Origin of the sequence: Brucella gallinifaecis (genome assembly GCF_006476605.1) — a bacterium.
In the GTDB taxonomy this organism is placed as follows: Bacteria; Pseudomonadota; Alphaproteobacteria; order Rhizobiales; family Rhizobiaceae; genus Brucella; species Brucella gallinifaecis.
Genome location: NZ_ML636802.1, coordinates 230,471 through 248,630, shown reverse-complemented (window position 1 = coordinate 248,630; position 18,160 = coordinate 230,471). Strand labels below are relative to the sequence as shown.

Genomic DNA, 18,160 nt, shown 5'->3' with positions numbered 1-18,160 from the left:
CATGGTAAGCGAACCATCCAACTCCGACATTGCAGTTATGAGCTTTGAGGATGCCTTGAAGCAGCTTGAGAAGATCGTCGATGCCCTGGAGCGGGGCGATGTGCCGCTGGAAGAGTCGATCCGTATCTATGAGCGCGGCGAGGCGCTGAAGAAGCATTGCGATACGCTGCTTAAATCTGCGGAAGACAAGGTTGAGAAAATTCGCCTTGGTCGCGATGGGCAGCCGGTGGGCACCGAGCCGCTCGATTCAGAATAAGAATATTGTAAGTATATAAAAATAGCGGCTCCTTTGGAGCCGCTATTTCCTTGTGTCGCAGCAGATTTGACTGGAGGTCGAAAAATTCTGGCGATGCAAATTGCTCTTTATCGTCTGTTCAACACGCATCTTCAAAAATGTGAAACATTCTTTGGAGAAGATGCACGTTAAACCAGAGGTTTAAAGTGCTTTAGAACGAACGCTGGAAGCGAATCATACCCTGCCAGGCATCTTTGCCCTTGAGTACGGAATGATCGTCGTTCCACTTGGTGTACGAGACTTCAGGCGTAACGGTGAAGCCCGGTACAAGCTTGTAGGCAACATTTGCAGTTCCTGCAAAGCGGCCAGCTTCTTCGTAAGCTGCCTGAATATTGAAGGCTGCTTTCTTGTTGATCTTATACTGTGCGCCACCCCAGACAGCCCAGTCGCCGCCCCATGTGCCGTAGAAGCTGTCGATCTGACGAACACCGTTAATATATGTGTCGTCGTTCGACTTGTATGCGCCCTGTACCCAGACCGAGAACTCGTCAGTTACATTGACGTCGAGGCGAACCTTACCGGCCCATTTTTCATTCAGTGAATCATAAGCTGCAACACCGGCGATCGAACCCCAACCCTGTTCGTATTTAAGACCGCCAACGACATATGGTGTGTAGTCGTCAATCAGAACAGACTTGTCGAAATCGCTGTTTTTAGCCTGACCCTGTTCAAGTGCGATGATAGCCGAAAAGCCATTGCCGCCCTTGAATGTGTAGCTGATGGCATTGGTGCGTGTGCCACCTGCCATAATAACGTCGTCATTCATGACGTCGCCAAGCTTGCCGGTGAAGGTGATGAATGCCGATTCATCCAAGCCGAGACGAAGGCCGCCAAGCTGGATATAGGCGTAACGCAGCTGACCGCTTGAACCGTCTTCGCCATTATTCCAGTCAAAACGGGCATCGGCATAGGTCTGGAGAGTGCCGAGTTCTGTTTCACTTGCAGTAGAAACGCGAAGTTCAAAGCGCGACTTCATATCATAAGTGTCGCGTGTGCGCTTTGCCAGGGTCTTTGCGTAAACGTTATCGCCACCCTTGATGTCGTAGCGGATATAACCATGAACACGCAGGCAGGTTTCTGTGCCTGGAATGTAGAAATAACCTGCGCCATAAGCGTCGCAAACGCGAACATATTCTACAGCTTCTGGCTCTGGAGCGACAATCGCGTCAGCAGCCTGTGCAGTGGATGCAAACGAAAATACTGCGGCAGACGCGCAGAGAAAATGTTTAACCCTCATAAAGAGACTCCGTAAGTGAGGTGTGACCTCAGTGCTTATATAACTGATAAAAAAACAAACAATATCAATTGCATGTCACATCAATGAAGATTTCGTGACTAGGCAACACCGGTTATATAAAATAAGGAATTTTCAAAATCATTATGGACTGTTGCCAATTCACAACAATATTTTTTTCAAATGTTCTGCATAGGGAGCCAGCACACCGCTGAGCATATAAGGGCCAAGTCCCCACACAAGCGTCCAGCCGGCAGCACCGACAATATTGGCGAAAATGAAATGTCCAAAAGGCATTTTCATTGACCCTGCGATGACGCCGTTGAGTTGCCGCAGCAGCACAACAAAACGCGCGGTGGCGACGACATAAATTCCTTTGGTCTCGAAAATTTTTTCAAAATGTTCCAGCCGCTCGGGCGTCAGTTTTATGCGGCTGCCATAACGCAGGATAAGTGCACGTCCTCCATAACGGCCAATGGCATATCCGGTACAGTCTCCGAGGACCGCTCCGATGAAGACCGCAAGCAGGACATGTTCAATATGCAAGGTGCCATTCAGCGCAAGCAACGAGCAGGCAATCAATGCGCTTTCACCGGGCAGCGGTGCACCGAAAGACTCGAAATACACGATAAAGAAGATGGCGAATGCGCCATAAGCTGCGATGTAATGATCGATAAAACCCATTAGGTGGCAGTGCTTTCATGAGGCTGGCAATAAAAAGGCTCCGACGCGAACCGGAGCCATAGCACTATAATTGAGTTTTTTAACCGATGGAACGTTTGCCGGTGATCTTGTGATAGACCCATAGCACAATGATTGAGCCGATAATTGCAATGATGAGACTCATTGGGTCGAATGCACCGGTGACGCCGCGACCAAATAATGTTGAAGAAAGAACGCCGCCAACAATTGCCCCGACAATGCCCAATGCAATGTCGAAAAATACGCCTTGACCGCTTTTGTTGACAATTTTACTGCCGATGAAGCCAGCAATCAGTCCAAGGATAATCCAGCTTATTATAGACATCTAATATCTCCGATTGCGAAATAAGGTTTTGCATCAGACGGTTAGAAAATTTTCACAATAGTTTCGATTTGGCAAGGTATAATACTTGTCAAAGGTGTAAACTTATTTCACCTTAACGCATCGCGTGTGAGAAAGCCACCGCGACCAACAGGGAGTATCGTGTGATGGGAAGTTATGACGACAAGTCCAATAACGCGCCGATCCCCGGCGGCAGCCTTGCCAAGCCGGTTTTAATTGCGCTTGGTGCGCTTCTGGTTGGCAGAATGCTTAAAGGCCATAGTGATGAGCCGGAGCATCCCGCTGCAATTCCGGACCAGTCTGCGCCGCAGCAGGCGGATGCAGGAGGCGGGTTGCTGGGCGGCATACTCGGTGGTCTTGGTGGTTTGCTTGGTGGCACGCTTGCCAGTGGTGGCGCGGCGTCAGCACCGGCAGCGCCTGGTCCTCTGGGTGGTGGTCTGGGTGGTCTTCTTGATCAGCTCAAACAGGCTGGTCTTGGTGACAAGGTTGATTCCTGGGTCGGGCAGGGTGACAATCATCAGATCGATCCGGGCCAGCTTGGTGATGCGCTTGGCAATAAAACCTTGAGCGAAATTGCAGCCCATGCGGGTATTGATCAGCAGGAACTGCTTGATCAGCTTTCGCAGGTGCTTCCGGGTCTGGTTGACAAGCTGACAAGCAATGGACAGGTGCCCGACACCAGCGAATTGTCGCGCCTGTTGCACAATCGCTGATACGGGCTTATCTTTTCAGGCATCACGCACCGGCAAACGGCTTGCCGGTGCGCTTTTGTCTGGTGGCTGCCCATGAGTTTTTTCCCCTGTCCTGATCCGGTGCTTGGCGACAAGACATCCGTTGATGCAATCGAAACGCTGGTCATTCCGCGTACAAGCGATATTGGCGGGCTGGAAGTCCGCCGCGCCTTGCCAACCGTGAAGCGGCGGCTTGTCGGGCCATTTATTTTCTTTGACCGTATGGGACCAGCAGTGCTGAAAGACGGTGATGCGCTTGATGTGCGCCCGCATCCGCATATTGGCCTTTCAACCGTGACCTATCTTTTCGATGGACATATCCGTCATCGTGACAGTCTTGGGACAGAAATGGTAATCCGTCCGGGTGATGTAAATCTCATGACGGCAGGGCGTGGCATTGTGCATTCCGAGCGTTCGCCGGAAGAAGAGCGCAATGGTTCTTTGGCAATTTCAGGTGTGCAGACATGGCTGGCGCTGCCAGAACAATCTGAAGAGATTGACCCGCATTTTTATCACACCAATTCGCCCGATCTGCCGCTGATGCAAGATCGTGAGTTTAACGGACGTTTGATCATTGGCTCGATGCATGGTCTTTCGTCACCCGTTATCCAGCATGCCGAAACGCTTTATGCAGATATAGAAGTGCTGCCCGGCGGACGTTTTCATATTCCGCCAACAACGGAAGAACGTGCGATCTATACGCTGCGCGGCAATGTTGGCATTGGTGGCGAAGTGTTTCCGGCAGATCGGCTGCTGGCTTTTCGTGCGGGTGACGATATTGTCGTTCAGGCTGGACCAGAGGGTGCGCATTTCATGCTGTTTGGCGGTGCATCGCTTGGCTCAAAGCGCTATGTGTGGTGGAATTTCGTTTCCTCTTCCAGAGAACGGATCGAACAGGCCAAGGAAGAATGGCGTACAGGTCGTTTTGATATTGTGCCGGGCGATGAAGAAGAGTTCATACCTTTGCCTGAATAAATAGGCATGACACGATGTCTCGCCATGTGCATGTGCGCTTTGGTATGCTTGATCTGCATAGGCTGCTGCTATACCGACAAATAAAATACGAACCAGAAACAGGTTGTTTTAATGTCCCGACCCATCACCCCCTTGCTCGACAAGGCGCCGACACCGGAAGCTCTTCGTGCCTTGCCGGAGCAGGATTTGCCAAAACTTGCGGAAGAACTGCGTGCCGAGCTTGTGGATGCGGTTTCAACCACGGGTGGTCATCTGGGGGCGGGACTTGGGGTGGTGGAACTCACTATCGCATTGCATCACGTCTTTGACACGCCGCATGATCGCATTATCTGGGACGTTGGGCATCAGGCCTATCCGCACAAAATTCTGACCGGACGCCGCGACCGCATCCGCACGCTGCGTCAGGAAAATGGTCTGTCCGGTTTTACCAAGCGTTCTGAAAGCGAATATGATCCCTTTGGCGCGGCGCATTCTTCAACCTCTATTTCTGCTGGTCTTGGCATGGCTGTTGCGGCAGAGCTTTCAGGTGAAAAACGCAATGTCATTGCCGTTATCGGTGATGGTTCCATGTCAGCTGGCATGGCCTATGAAGCGATGAACAATGCCGGTGCGCTTGATGCACGCCTGATCGTCATTCTCAACGATAATGATATGTCGATTGCGCCTCCTACAGGAGCGATGAGTGCTTATCTGGCGCGTCTGGTTTCTGGCAAGACTTATCGCAGCGTGCGCGATGCTGCCAAGCAGGTTGCCAAGAAATTGCCAAAATTCTTGCAGGACAAGGCGCGGAAATCGGAAGAATTTACCCGGGCTTTCTTCACTGGCGGCACCTTGTTTGAAGAGCTTGGTTTTTATTATGTCGGTCCGGTGGACGGACATAATCTTGATCATATGCTGCCGATCCTGAAAAATGTGCGTGACACGCAGGATGGCCCGGTGCTGATCCATGTGGTGACGCAGAAGGGCAAAGGTTATGCACCTGCAGAAGCCGCAGCCGACAAATATCACGGTGTGAACAAATTCGATGTCATTACCGGCAAGCAGTCAAAGCCGCCTGCAAATGCACCAAGCTATACCAAGATTTTCGGCACGAGCCTGATTGAAGAAGCACGCCACGACGACAAGATCGTGGCTGTGACAGCGGCTATGCCAACCGGCACCGGCCTTGATTTGTTTGGCGAAGTGTTTCCCAAGCGCGTCTTTGACGTTGGCATTGCCGAACAGCACGCTGTGACATTTGCAGCAGGCCTGGCGTCCGAAGGCTATAAGCCGTTCTGCGCGATTTATTCGACCTTCCTTCAGCGCGGCTATGATCAGGTTGTGCATGATGTGTCGATCCAGAATCTGCCGGTCCGTTTCCCGATTGATCGCGCTGGTCTGGTGGGTGCCGACGGCCCGACCCATGCCGGTTCGTTTGATATAGGCTTTCTTGCAGCGCTGCCAGGATTTGTGGTGATGGCAGCATCGGATGAAGCGGAACTGCGCCATATGGTGCGTACGGCTGCGGAATATGATGAGGGTCCGATTTCATTCCGCTATCCGCGTGGCGATGGTGTCGGCGTGGAGCTGCCTGAACGCGGCTCGGTTTTGCAAATCGGCAAGGGCCGCATTGTGCGCGAAGGCAGTAAGGTTGCACTTTTGTCTTTTGGTACGCGCTTGCAGGAATGTTTGAGTGCTGCCGATGAGCTGGCCGCTTCGGGGCTTTCAACAACGGTTGCCGATGCGCGTTTTGCCAAGCCGCTTGATCATGATCTGATCCGCCGTCTGGCAAGAGAGCACGAGGTTCTTATTACGATTGAAGAAGGTGCAGCGGGTGGTTTTGCTGCCCATGTGCTGCAATTCCTCGCAAGTGATGGTCTGCTGGATCGCGGACTGAAAGTGCGTGTGCTGACCCTGCCGGATCGCTATCAGGATCATGCCAAGCCGGAAGTCATGTATGCCAATGCCGGTCTGGATCGCGCCGGTATCGTGAAGGCTGTTTTTGCAGCACTGGGTCGCGAAGAAGTTGCGGCACCGTTCCGCGCATAAATATGAGCGAAAAATCCACTGATAACCGACCGCGTCTTGATCAGTTGCTGGTTGATCGCGGCTTGTTTGCCACGCGCTCGCGTGCGCGTGATGCAATTCAGCGTGGCACGGTCACGGTTGACGGCAAGACTGTGACCAAGCCCGGGCAAAATGTTCTGCGAACAGCAGAAGTGAGCGTCGATGATCCGGCCAGCGCCTATGTTTCGCGTGGTGCACTCAAACTGATTGCAGCGCTTGATCAGTTTAATCTCGATGTGAACGGGTTGAATGCGCTTGATATTGGCGCATCAACGGGTGGTTTTACGCAAGTTTTGCTTGAGCGTGGCGCCAATCATGTCATCGCCATTGATGTGGGGCATGACCAGTTGCACGCGACGTTGCGCAATGATCCGCGTGTGACCAATAAGGAAGGCGTGAATGCGCGTGCGCTTGATGCCACAGATCTTGATGGGCGTGACATTGGCTGCGTGGTTTCGGATGTCAGTTTCATTTCGCTCAAGCTTGCTTTGCCACCGGCATTGGCGCTGGCACAAAAAGATGCTATCTGCGCACTTCTCGTAAAGCCGCAGTTTGAAGCCGGGCGCGAAGCCATTGGCAAAGGTGGTATTCTGCGTGATCCGAAAGACGGCCAACGCATTGCGGAAGAATTGAAATCATGGCTGGAAACGCAACCCGGTTGGCGTGCGCTGGGCCTTTGCCTGTCACCCATTGAGGGCGGCGATGGCAATCGGGAATATCTCTTGGCAGGAAAGAAGGACCTATGACGACCCCAATATCTGGACCAACAACTGGTCCAGTAACAATTCGCTCGATAGGTGCGGGCGGCGATGGCGTCGCCAATCTTGCTGACGGCCAGGTTTTTGTGCCTTTTACTCTGCCCGGTGAAGTGGCAAATGTTGCACGCGATAAGAACCGCGCGACAGTGATTGCGCTGCTCGAAACCTCTGATGAACGGCAAGACCCGTCATGCCAGCATTTTGAGGATTGCGGCGGCTGTGCCTTGCAGCATTGGCAGGATGAGCCTTACCGCATATGGAAACGCGAACTTGTTGTTTCGGTATTGAAGGGCAGGAGCCTTGATGTCGAGGTCGATCCGCTGGTTGCCTGCCTTCCGCACTCGCGCCGCCGTGCAAGTTTTGCAGCCCGAAAGACGGAAAAAGGCGTGCTGCTTGGCTTTAACCGCCACCAGAGCCATGAGATCATTGATATTGTTGAATGTGCGGTGACAGTGCCTGAAATCATTGCGCGGCTCGATGATCTGCGCGAAGTGGGCGCATTGATTGCACCGGGTTCAAAGCCGTTCAAGCTGGCCGCAACGCTAACCGCATCGGGCCTTGATCTGGCTGCAAGCGGCTGCGGTAAACTTAGCGATGATCAGCGCCGTGCGCTGACTGCACTCATCATGAAAAAGGGCTTTGCGCGTCTTTCCCATGAAGGCGAAATCATCGTCGAGCCTAAAAAGCCGATCATCCATTTTGGCAAAGTGCCGGTTCCGGTGCCGCCGGGTTGCTTCTTGCAGGCAACGGTTGAGGCCGAAGAGACCATGGTGTCGCTGGTGCTCTCACATCTTGGCAAGGCCAGGCGTGTTGCAGATCTCTTTTGTGGTGTCGGCACATTCACCCTGCGCATTGCAGAAAAAAGCGCGGTCCATGCGATTGAAAATGATGCACCGGCTTTGGCGGCACTTGATCGTGGTGTGCGCCATGTACAGGGCTTGAAGCCTGTTTCTGTTGAACGCCGTGATTTGTTCCGCCGTCCGCTGATGCCCAAAGAATTGCTGCCCTATAATGCAGTGGTGTTTGATCCGCCGCGTGCGGGTGCCGAAGAACAGGCGCAGGAACTGGCAAAATCCAAAGTTGAGAAGGTTGTTGCTGTCTCGTGCAACCCGGTGACGCTTGCCCGCGATCTCGCCATTTTGGTGAAAGGCGGCTATCGCATCACCCGTGTTACGCCGATTGACCAGTTTCTCTGGTCGTCGCATGTGGAAACAGTCGTATCATTGATAAAGAAATAGGGCGCTTATCGCGCCCTTTTCTCTGATCTACATCTTTTCGATGATCTTGGGATCGCCTTCATGCGCACGGCCATTGGCCGCAAGAATTGCAGGCACAATGTCCTTTGCCTCGTCAATGACCAATGGTTTCACCTGATGTGCAGTATGCAGGAAACCTTCCGAGGTCATGTGCTCAAGCAAGGTAAGCATTGGCTGCCAGAAATTGTTGATATTGGCAAAAACCATCGGTTTTCGATGCTTGCCAAGCTGCGCCCATGTCATCATTTCCACGATTTCTTCAACCGTGCCGATGCCGCCGGGCAACGTCACGAAAGCATCCGATTTCTGGAACATCAGGTGCTTGCGTTCATGCATATCACCGACCACGATCAGTTCGGTGAGCTCCTGCGCTTTCTCCAGACTTGCTTCCTTGTCGAGCAGGAAAGTGGGAATAATGCCGGTGACTTCACCGCCAGCTTCCATCACACCTTGCGCAACCGCGCCCATAATGCCGCGCGTTCCGCCGCCATAAACAAGGCGTATGCCATGTTCGGCCAACGAACGGCCAAGCGTCAGGCCCGCTTCGCGATAGATTGGATTTAAGCCCGTTGAAGAGCCGCAATAAACACAGATTGATCGAATCTCAGACATGTTTTTCTTGTGCGCTTTTGCTGTTTCAGCGTCAAGCACCTACAACACGTGGTGGAAAAGCGCGAAGCCAATTTCAGAACCCAAGCTGTGTAAAAACAAAAATTTAAAGCATTTCTAATGATACAATTTGATCCTGAAATGTTTTATAATTGTTGCGAAGCATAATCTTGATATGGAGTTCGATGCTATGAAGAAGTGGGTTTTGTCGGCAGGTTTTTCGCTTGTAGCATCGGCTGCGCTGGCTGGAGAAATCAGTATTCCTTTGCCGGACGACGTGGATGTGACTGAAAACTCGGTTCTTTATAAATGTGGTGATCAGAACATTTCCGCAACTTATTATAATGCCGGTGAAAACGCGCTCGTGCAGCTGGAAATGGAAGACAATACGGTTATTGCGGCCAATGTGCTTGCGGGTTCAGGGGCCAGATATGCTGGTGGAATTTACATCTGGTGGACCAAGGGTGACACTGCTGATCTTTATAATCTGATGGATGATCCTGAACAGGAAAAGCCGATCAGCTGCAAAGAAGAGTAGTTTTCTGACAATCAATACCGATGATATCCGTAGCTCTGGGCCTAATTCCGCTCAACTTCTTGTGAGGCGTATAAAAACGCGATAAACCCGGTAATAAATTTACTCATGTGGGTTTCGGACTGAAATGCAAAATTACAGATATGGAATTATCGGTATTCTTCTCGTCCTTATTCTGGGCGGGGGTGCATATTATTGGAATTCGCTGAAAGAACAGGGGACGGTGCCCGTTTCAGATGTGGCACAAACAGCGCCTGATAAAGGTGACACCCCAAAGCCTGCCAATGATGCGGCGCCTGCTGATCCTTCCAGAACTGAAGAGCCGGCTGAGCAGATTGCGCAACCGGCAACATCAGACGCAGAACAACAAGCAACTGAAAAAGAAGCAAAAGTACCGGTTTTTGATATTTTACGTGTCGAAACGGATGGTTCTGTGGTGATTGCCGGTCAGGCTGCTGCCAATGCATCCGTTGAAATCATTGCGGGTTCAAAAGTATTGGGCACGGCCAAGGCCGGTGAAAACGGGGATTTTGCCATTGTTCTTGATGAGCGTCTAAAGCCGGGCGATCATCAGCTTGTACTGCGCGCTGATGCTGAAGGGGCCAATGTTGCAACCTCTGCGCAGACAGCAATCGTATCCGTACCCGATAGCCCTGATGGGCAGGTTCTGGCTCTGGTTGAGGAGCCGGGACAGGCAAGCCGTCTGATTACCACGCCGGAAATGCCTTTGCAGCCAGCCAGCTCTGATCCGGCTGGGCAGCAACAAAAGCCTCAGGAAAAGTCTGATTCTGAAACGCCAATTGCAATTGAAGCTGTTGAGATTGAAGGTGACAAGGTTTTTGTCGCAGGCAATGCAAAGGCTTTGAAAGGTGGCAACCGCGTCGTCGTGAATGCAAATGATATCCTGATCGGCTCAAGCCCGGTTTCACCGGAAGGCCGTTTTCTGGTTCAGAGCCAGAAGCCGCTTGCAGTGGGAGATTATATCATCCGCGCCGATTTGCTGAATGCCAATGGACGCATCATAGCAACCGCACGTGTGCCGTTTCGTCGCGAGGCCGGTGAGAATGTCTCCGCAGTTGCATCGGGAACAGCCCATCAGATGAGCGCTGCTGAAGATGCTGCCAATGGTACGCCTTTGCAGAAGGTCGACGGGTCTGTGATCATTCGCAAGGGGGATAATCTCTGGACTATTTCCAAGCGCACTTACGGTCATGGCACGCGCTATACCACGATCTATCTTGCTAATCGTGATCAGATCCGTAACCCGGATCTTATCCTGCCGGGGCAGGTCTTTGTGATGCCGCAGCAGCCTTTGACGGATGATGAAGTGCAACGTCGCCTGCACGATCCCGCAGATTGAGATCAATCTATTAGCTTTATTCTTTAATCGCGGCGTTCTTTAGAAAAAATGCCGCGTAATATTGATTTTTGGGGCACAATCGTATATCGTCGATTTACGATGAATATTTCCCTGGAAACCATAGCCGATCATGTTCCAGATATGGATGACGATCTTGCTGCGCGCATTTATGCAGCGCTTGGGCATCCTGTGCGTATTCACATACTGCGCCAGCTTATCCTTGAGGATGCCTGTTGTTGCAAGGACATTGTCGGTCGGCTTGACCTTGCGCAATCCACTGTATCACAGCATCTCAAGGTTCTCGTACAAGCGGGCCTTATCGACTACCGGCCCGATCGCCAGACATCCCGCTACAGCGTTAACTGGCAGCAATTGACCATCATTCGTGCGCATCTTGCAGCTTTCAGCAATGGCTGCTGCGAAAAATCTGTCTGATTTGAAAGTAACATCATGACTTCCCCCAAAACGGTTTCTGCCGATTCCGGCGAAACGCTTAAAACCTTGCGAAATCTGTGGCCCTATATGTGGCCTTCTGATCGCCCCGATTTGCGTATGCGTGTGGTCTGGGCGACGTTTTATTTGATACTTTCAAAACTGGTATTGATCCTTGTTCCCTATTTTTTCAAATGGGTGACGAATGCGCTCAATGGTCAGCTTGATGCAGCCGATTATATTCCGCTTTTTCTCACAGGCGCTGTCATGCTGGTGCTGGCCTATAATGCGGCCAAGATCATTCAGGCGGGGTTGAACCAGCTACGCGATGCGCTGTTTGCTAGTGTCGGTCAGTATGCGGTACGCCAGCTTGCCTATAAAACCTTCGTGCATATGCATCAGCTCTCATTGCGCTTTCATCTGGAGCGGCGCACGGGTGGGCTTTCTCGCGTCATTGAACGCGGCACCAAGGGTATTGAAACGATTGTGCGTTTCACGATCCTCAATACGCTGCCGACAGTGCTGGAATTTGCACTGACCGCGGTAATTTTCGCCTTCGCTTATGGTTTTTCATATCTTTTTGTCGTGGCTGCGACGGTTGTCGCCTATACATGGTTCACGATCAAGGCGAGCGACTGGCGTATCAATATTCGCCGCGAGATGAATGACTCTGACACCGATGCCAATACCAAGGCGATTGACTCGCTGCTCAACTTCGAGACGGTCAAATATTTTGGCAATGAGACGATGGAAGCAAAGCGCTTCGATGCGTCGATGGCACGTTATGAAGATGCGGCAACCAAGACATGGACTTCGCTGGGCTGGCTGAATTTCGGTCAGGCGGTCATCTTTGGTGTGGGCATGGCCATTGTCATGGTGATGTCGGCGCGTGAAGTGCAGGCAGGCACGCAGTCGCTTGGTGATTTTGTTTTCATCAATGCCATGCTGATGCAGCTTTCCATTCCGCTCAATTTTATCGGTTTTATCTATCGTGAAATCCGTCAGGGATTGACTGATATTGAACAGATGTTCGACCTTCTTGATGTGCAGCAGGAGGTGCAGGATAAACCGACCGCTGCGCCGCTTAAGGTCGATAAGGGTGCAATCCGCTTCAATGATGTGCATTTCGCCTATGACGCCAATCGCCCGATCCTCAAAGGTGTGAGCTTTGAAGTGCCAGCAGGCAAGACAGTGGCGATTGTAGGCCCGTCGGGTGCGGGAAAATCCACGATCTCTCGCCTTCTGTTTCGCTTCTATGATGTGCAATCTGGCTCAGTCACGATTGACGGGCAGGATGTGCGTGATGTCACTCAGGAAAGCCTTCGTAAAGTTATTGGCATGGTGCCGCAGGATACGGTGCTTTTCAACGATACCATTGCCTATAATATTCGTTATGGCCGCACTGATGCAACGGATCAGGAAGTGGAAAAGGCTGCCGAAATGGCACAGATTTCCAGCTTCATCAAACATCTGCCTGAAGGCTATCAGGCAATGGTCGGTGAACGCGGACTGAAACTTTCGGGCGGCGAAAAGCAGCGCGTAGCGATTGCCCGCACGATCCTGAAAGCACCTCCGATCCTGATCCTCGATGAGGCAACATCGGCGCTTGATACTGCGACTGAGCAGGAAATCCAGTCGGCGCTTGATATTGTCAGCCGTGGCCGCACGACATTGGTGATTGCGCACCGTCTTTCAACTGTGATCAGCGCCGATGAAATTATCGTGCTGAAAGATGGACTGATTGCCGAGCGTGGCACGCATCGCGATCTGCTCTTGCAGGATGGTCTCTATGCATCAATGTGGAGCCGTCAGCGCGAAGCGGATGAGGCAGAAGAACGCCTGCGTCAGGTTCGCGAGAATGACGATATGGGCGTCGTCAGCCGGGGTGTTCCGGCAGCCGAATAAGGCTCTTTGCAGAGACAGCGGATTAGGGCATTGTCAGTCTGGGGGCTGACAATGTTACAGATATTTCGGCGAAAAACATTTTGGAAAAAGACGCTCTGGTGGGTCTGGAAGGTCTATGAGTTTTTCTGCGTTACGATTGTAACCCTTTATATTGCATTTATGCTTGTTGCTATGGTTTCGTATTTTAACGACAGCTACGTGTTGCCGAACAAAATGGTGGTAAAGCGAGTTTTCGATTTCACTCTATCTGGCCGTACGGATCTTTTTGCTTCAGACGGGTACACACGACTTGCGGAAGATATGGAGTTTATATGTTTCAATGACCGCTATATCAAGGTCTTTACTATGGATCCCGGTGGTGGTGTCTTTGACGGAGAAACAAACTTGCCTGTTCCAAAGGAAAAGCGGGATATAACTGGGCTGAGTAAGTGGCCACATAGCTGCTACGGTTATTATACTGCGTGGCTGGACCCCGAATTGTTATTTGAGCGCAGTCAAGAGCCATTTGTAGCGTCATGCAACTCGCGCAATTTCTCCAACTCCAGTTTGAAAAATCTTGCATGGCTTGAAAAGCGCCGTTGTCGTTCACGCAGATGAAATGCAACTTTCGAGCCTGATAGAAACAAATTTTTGAATAAGTTGTCCTTTTCGGGGTTCATATGATTTTAGACCTGTTCTGTTTATTCGGTGGAACACTTTGCGAAATTTCGTTGCGCGAGTTTTTACAAACGAGTTGAACAGCCAGTATTTTTATAAGGGGGGCAAATGATCAGATTTTCGCTGTGGCTGGTGTGGAGCGTCTATAAGATCGCCTGTGTTTTTGTGATCTCCATGGTGATCCTCTTTGCGCTCTTTATCATTTTCGCGCGCTATACAAATTACTGGCCATAAGTCACGATAGGATCACGTGTCCTGACAGCCGTGAATAATTTGCGAAATCGATTTGGATTTTGGACAGGATGAGGTAAAAACGGCCAAACTTAAAGGAAAAGCGATGAGCCTGTCTGATACAATCCGTAACACTTTCGTGCCGATCCATCGTGAAGGCTATCCGTTTATCGCCGCGTTTTTCGTGGTTTCGCTCATTTTAGGCTGGCTGTGGGAGCCGCTTTTCTGGATCGGTCTGGTGCTGACCGTCTGGTGCATCTATTTCTACCGTGACCCTGAGCGCGTAACGCCCATTGCCGATGATCTGGTGATCAGCCCGGCTGACGGCAAGGTTTCGTTTGTGGGGCCGGCTGTGCCGCCAGCGGAACTCGATCTTGGTTCCGAGCCAATGATGCGCATTTCCGTGTTTATGAATGTGTTTTCGGTTCACATCAATCGTGCGCCGGTGCAGGGCAGGATCGAAAAGATTTTTCATCGTCCGGGCAAGTTCCTCAATGCAGAGCTTGATAAGGCAAGTACCGATAATGAACGCAATTCCGTTCTGATCGATAGTGTCAACGGCAAGGTCGGCGTTGTGCAGATTGCGGGTCTTGTCGCACGCCGTATTGTCTGCTGGTCGCGCGAAAGCGATAATCTCGGCGCGGGTGAACGCTTCGGCCTGATCCGCTTCGGCTCCCGTGTTGATGTCTATCTGCCAGCCGGTGCATCGGTTCGCGTGGCTATGGGCCAGACGGCTGTGGCCGGTGAAACGGTGCTGGCCGAGTTTGGCAGTGAGCGTGCAGAACCTGTGGTGCGGATCGCCTGAGCCGATGGAAACACCATTTCCTCCCTTTGAGCCTAATGGCCGCGTGGATTCATCACGCGGCCCGAAACTGTCGCAGATACCGCTGCGCATCGTTGTGCCGAATGTCATTACCGTTCTTGCCATCTGTGCCGGACTGACAGGCATACGCCTGGCCTTTGAGCACCGCTTTGAACTCGCGGTGATGATGGTTCTGATCGCTGCATTTCTTGACGGTGTTGATGGTCGTGTTGCGCGTATGATGAAAGGCTCGTCGAAATTTGGCGAGCAGATGGATTCGCTCGCAGATATTGTGAATTTCGGCGTTGCACCCGCACTGGTGCTTTATGTCTATGTGCTTGATCAGGCGCGTTCTTTCGGCTGGATTGCAGCGCTTCTTTATGCAATTGCCTGCTGTCTGCGGCTCGCGCGTTTCAATGTGATGCTGGAAGATCCGAATCGTCCGCCATGGCAGAGCAATTATTTTATTGGCGTGCCAGCCCCGGCGGGCGCCATGCTGGTGCTATTGCCGGTTTATCTTGGCTTTCTGGGTCTCACACCGACAAAAGGACTGGCTTTTGCCGTTGCAATTTTCACCGTAGCCATTGCTTTCCTGCTGGTCAGTCGTCTGCCGGTTTATAATGGCAAATCTGCGGGGAGCCTTATTCGTCGCGATTTCGTGATGCCGTTGATTTTGCTTGTAGTCATTTACGTGGCTTTTCTGATGAGCTTTACCTGGCACACACTCACGCTGACGGCACTGGCCTATCTGGGCTTTCTGCCATTCAGCCTTGTCGCGTGGAACAAACGCGAAGCCAGCGATCGTAAGGCAGCTCTTTCCAGTGAGCCGTCAGAAGAGTTCTGACGGCAAAGTCTGACGCACAAAGCTCATGCTTCGGCTAAGACAAGGCCGGAGCCGTATAATCAGGATGGCATGTGATAGTCGAGGAATTTGTCCTGCCGAACATCGTAAAGCTTGCCCGTCACATCAAGGGCAGGATCAGCAAGCTTGACGATCTTTTCAGCAACAGATTGTGGTGTCGGCAATGTTTCGGGGTCTTCTCCCGGCATTGCCTGTGCACGCATGGCTGTGCGGGTTGCACCCGGATTGACCGAGTTGACCTTCAGCTTCATCTGTTTGGTTTCTTCAGCCCAACTGCGTCCCATCACTTCGACTGCGGCCTTGGATGCGGCATAAGGTGCCCAGAAGGCACGGCAGGAATGCGCAACGCCGGATGAGAGCAGAATGGCCCGGCCTGCATCGGATGCGCGTAGCAGCGGGTCTGTGGTGCGGATGAGGCGCCATACGCTGGTAACATTGACATTCATGACCTTGTCAAAGGTCTTGGCTTCGATATGGCCGATAGGGGAAATTGTGCCAAGGACACCTGCATTGGCAACCAGAATGTCGAGCTTGCCCCAGCGTTCGTGAATGGAGCCACCAAGACGATCAATCGCTTCCATATCGGTGATGTCCAGCGGCACAAGCGTGGTACTGCCACCGATCTTGCGGATTTCGTCGTCGAGTTCTTCCAGACCGCCAACAGTGCGTGCAACTGCAATCACATGGGCACCACGTTTGGCCAGTTCAAGCGAAAGAAAATAGCCAATACCGCGCGAAGCACCCGTCACCAAGGCAATGCGGCCCTTTAGGTCGATACTCATTTTATCCCCAGTCTAGTCTGACAAATAAAAACAGGCGGCACTATGCGCCGCCTGCGTGAAGATGTTCGATCAGCCGTTAGACGCGAGAAGCGACAATGTGTGAATGTTGCTTTCGCCTTCCTGATCAAGGAGACGGGTTGGATATTCACCCGTGAAATAATGGTCTGTGAAGATCGGCGCCTTCGGATCACGGGACACGCCGCCAACCGCCTTGTAAAGCCCGTCGATGGAAAGGAATGCGAGGGAATCTGCACCGATAAAACGGCACATGGATTCAAGGCTGTCATATTGATTGGCCAGCAATTTGTCAGCATCGGGCGTATCGATACCATAGAAATCAGGGTGATAGATCATCGGGCTTGCCACACGGATATGAACTTCCCTGGCGCCTGCATCACGGATCATTTGCACGATCTTGACGGATGTTGTGCCGCGCACGATGGAATCATCCACCAGAACCACGCGCTTGCCTTCGATCATCGCACGATTGGCCGAATGTTTTAGCTTCACGCCAAGCGCACGGATATGCTGTGTCGGCTCGATGAAGGTGCGGCCAACATAGTGATTGCGGATGATGCCATATTCAAACGGGATGCCGCTTGCCTGTGCAAAGCCAAGCGCTGCCGGCGTGCCGCCATCAGGAACCGGAACGACGACATCGGCTTCGACAGGCGATTCTTCTGCAAGCTTCATGCCCATATTTTTGCGTGCTACATAAACACTGCGGCCACCGACAACCGAGTCCGGGCGTGCGAAATAGACATATTCAAACAGGCAGAGGCGTTCAGGCTGCGGGTTTTCAGGCTTGATGCAATCGGTTGTTATAGAGCCATCTTTCTGGATTTCGCAGATGATGATCTCGCCATTTTCCACGTCCCGAACATATTTGGCACCGATAATGTCGAGAGCACAGGTTTCCGAACAGAAGATCGGCTTGCCGTCAAGTTCACCCATGACCAGTGGGCGAATGCCGACAGGATCACGCGCTGCAATCAGCTTTGTGCGGGTGAGTGCCAGCATGGCATAGCCGCCTTCAACCTGACGGATTGCATCGACAAAACGTGCGCTCGACGAGGTCTGGCGTGAACGCGCAATCATATGCAGCACGACTTCGGTGTCAGACGTTGCCTGAAAGATAGCGCCCGATGCGATGAGCTGCTTGCGCAGCGTAATACCATTGGTGAAATTGCCATTATGCGCAATTGCGATGCCGCCAACTTCCAGTTCGGCAAAAAGCGGCTGCACATTGCGCAGGATTGTTTCGCCGGTGGTGGAATAACGCACATGCCCGATAGCGCGGTCGCCGGGAAGACGATTGAGCGTCGATGCATCGGTGAAGTGGTCACCGACCAGCCCCATGTGACGCTCTGAATGGAAACGGCGATTGTGATAGGAAACAATACCGGCAGCTTCCTGACCGCGATGCTGAAGCGCGTGCAGACCAAGTGCTGTCAGCGCTGCTGCGTCCTCATGGCCGAGAATACCAAATACACCACATTCTTCATGCAACGTATCATCGTCCAGCATAAAGGAATTTTCGTCATGCGATTGTTGGAACATCGTCCGCAAGGCCTTTCGATTGCGGTTATTAAAAGCGACATTTACAGCAAAATTCCGCGTAATAAAAGCGATCCCTTGCATGCTG

Annotated in this window: 20 protein-coding genes; 14 read left to right on the top strand and 6 right to left on the bottom strand. The window is 52.0% G+C overall.

Annotated features, from left to right (window positions below; translation table 11 throughout):
• The first annotated feature begins 1 nt into the window (after position 1).
• On the top strand, positions 2–256 hold the full coding sequence (locus FHY56_RS05820; RefSeq protein WP_140904227.1) for an exodeoxyribonuclease VII small subunit: 255 nt from the start codon (positions 2–4) through the stop codon (positions 254–256).
• A gap of 190 nt (positions 257–446) precedes the next feature.
• Here the strand turns inward: FHY56_RS05820 and FHY56_RS05815 are convergent, their stop codons facing one another.
• The 3 genes from FHY56_RS05815 to FHY56_RS05805 all read right to left on the bottom strand — a co-directional run bounded on the left by FHY56_RS05815 (position 447) and on the right by FHY56_RS05805 (position 2,556).
• Positions 447–1,532 carry a porin gene (locus tag FHY56_RS05815; RefSeq protein ID WP_140904226.1) on the bottom strand — a complete coding sequence of 362 codons (1,086 nt, stop codon included), beginning with the start codon at positions 1,530–1,532 and terminating at the stop codon, positions 447–449.
• 159 nt (positions 1,533–1,691) lie between these two features.
• Positions 1,692–2,213, bottom strand: coding sequence for a DedA family protein (locus FHY56_RS05810; RefSeq protein ID WP_140904225.1), 522 nt, complete (start codon positions 2,211–2,213; stop codon positions 1,692–1,694).
• A 79-nt stretch (positions 2,214–2,292) separates the two neighbouring features.
• The gene (locus tag FHY56_RS05805; protein ID WP_140904224.1) at positions 2,293–2,556 is read right to left on the bottom strand and encodes a GlsB/YeaQ/YmgE family stress response membrane protein; all 264 of its coding nucleotides are present in this window, start codon (positions 2,554–2,556) and stop codon (positions 2,293–2,295) included.
• 164 nt (positions 2,557–2,720) lie between these two features.
• Between FHY56_RS05805 and FHY56_RS05800 the strand changes: the two genes are divergently transcribed.
• From FHY56_RS05800 to FHY56_RS05780, 5 genes are all read left to right on the top strand, one after another.
• On the top strand, positions 2,721–3,287 hold the full coding sequence (locus tag FHY56_RS05800) for a YidB family protein (protein WP_140904223.1): 567 nt from the start codon (positions 2,721–2,723) through the stop codon (positions 3,285–3,287).
• Positions 3,288–3,359: 72 nt separating this feature from the next.
• On the top strand, positions 3,360–4,280 hold the full coding sequence (locus tag FHY56_RS05795; RefSeq protein WP_140904222.1) for a pirin family protein: 921 nt from the start codon (positions 3,360–3,362) through the stop codon (positions 4,278–4,280).
• 111 nt (positions 4,281–4,391) lie between these two features.
• On the top strand, positions 4,392–6,308 hold the full coding sequence (gene dxs / locus FHY56_RS05790; RefSeq protein ID WP_140904221.1) for a 1-deoxy-D-xylulose-5-phosphate synthase: 1,917 nt from the start codon (positions 4,392–4,394) through the stop codon (positions 6,306–6,308).
• 2 nt (positions 6,309–6,310) lie between these two features.
• Positions 6,311–7,072: a TlyA family RNA methyltransferase gene (locus FHY56_RS05785; RefSeq protein ID WP_140904220.1), complete on the top strand. Its 762-nt coding sequence runs from the start codon at positions 6,311–6,313 to the stop codon at positions 7,070–7,072.
• Positions 7,069–8,322: a class I SAM-dependent RNA methyltransferase gene (locus FHY56_RS05780; protein ID WP_168927590.1), complete on the top strand. Its 1,254-nt coding sequence runs from the start codon at positions 7,069–7,071 to the stop codon at positions 8,320–8,322. Before FHY56_RS05785 ends, FHY56_RS05780 begins: the two co-directional genes overlap by 4 nt.
• A gap of 27 nt (positions 8,323–8,349) precedes the next feature.
• On the opposite strand, the gene FHY56_RS05775 is transcribed toward FHY56_RS05780, so the two are convergent.
• The gene (locus FHY56_RS05775; RefSeq protein ID WP_140904219.1) at positions 8,350–8,952 is read right to left on the bottom strand and encodes an LOG family protein; all 603 of its coding nucleotides are present in this window, start codon (positions 8,950–8,952) and stop codon (positions 8,350–8,352) included.
• Between the two features lie 187 nt (positions 8,953–9,139).
• Here FHY56_RS05775 and FHY56_RS05770 point away from each other — a divergent pair, with 187 nt between their 5' ends.
• From FHY56_RS05770 to pssA, 8 genes are all read left to right on the top strand, one after another.
• Positions 9,140–9,487, top strand: coding sequence for an MliC family protein (locus FHY56_RS05770; protein ID WP_140904218.1), 348 nt, complete (start codon positions 9,140–9,142; stop codon positions 9,485–9,487).
• Between the two features lie 124 nt (positions 9,488–9,611).
• A complete protein-coding gene (locus FHY56_RS05765; protein ID WP_140904217.1) occupies positions 9,612–10,844 on the top strand; it encodes a LysM peptidoglycan-binding domain-containing protein in 1,233 nt (410 codons plus the stop codon).
• Between the two features lie 99 nt (positions 10,845–10,943).
• Positions 10,944–11,279, top strand: coding sequence for an ArsR/SmtB family transcription factor (locus FHY56_RS05760; RefSeq protein ID WP_140904216.1), 336 nt, complete (start codon positions 10,944–10,946; stop codon positions 11,277–11,279).
• A gap of 15 nt (positions 11,280–11,294) precedes the next feature.
• Positions 11,295–13,181 carry an ABCB family ABC transporter ATP-binding protein/permease gene (locus FHY56_RS05755; RefSeq protein ID WP_140904215.1) on the top strand — a complete coding sequence of 629 codons (1,887 nt, stop codon included), beginning with the start codon at positions 11,295–11,297 and terminating at the stop codon, positions 13,179–13,181.
• Positions 13,182–13,232: 51 nt separating this feature from the next.
• A complete protein-coding gene (locus tag FHY56_RS05750) occupies positions 13,233–13,778 on the top strand; it encodes a hypothetical protein (RefSeq protein ID WP_140904214.1) in 546 nt (181 codons plus the stop codon).
• 168 nt (positions 13,779–13,946) lie between these two features.
• Positions 13,947–14,072, top strand: a complete 126-nt coding sequence (locus tag FHY56_RS18265; RefSeq protein ID WP_268898896.1) for a hypothetical protein — start codon at positions 13,947–13,949, stop codon at positions 14,070–14,072.
• 52 nt (positions 14,073–14,124) lie between these two features.
• The gene (locus tag FHY56_RS05745) at positions 14,125–14,874 is read left to right on the top strand and encodes a phosphatidylserine decarboxylase (protein WP_268898895.1); all 750 of its coding nucleotides are present in this window, start codon (positions 14,125–14,127) and stop codon (positions 14,872–14,874) included.
• Positions 14,875–14,878: 4 nt separating this feature from the next.
• Entirely contained in the window at positions 14,879–15,715 is an 837-nt protein-coding gene (gene pssA, locus FHY56_RS05740; RefSeq protein ID WP_140904371.1) for a CDP-diacylglycerol--serine O-phosphatidyltransferase, read from the top strand.
• A gap of 59 nt (positions 15,716–15,774) precedes the next feature.
• On the opposite strand, the gene FHY56_RS05735 is transcribed toward pssA, so the two are convergent.
• Positions 15,775–16,515, bottom strand: coding sequence for an SDR family NAD(P)-dependent oxidoreductase (locus FHY56_RS05735; protein WP_140904212.1), 741 nt, complete (start codon positions 16,513–16,515; stop codon positions 15,775–15,777).
• 69 nt (positions 16,516–16,584) lie between these two features.
• On the bottom strand, positions 16,585–18,042 hold the full coding sequence (purF, locus tag FHY56_RS05730) for an amidophosphoribosyltransferase (RefSeq protein ID WP_328595371.1): 1,458 nt from the start codon (positions 18,040–18,042) through the stop codon (positions 16,585–16,587).
• Positions 18,043–18,160 lie beyond the last annotated feature (118 nt).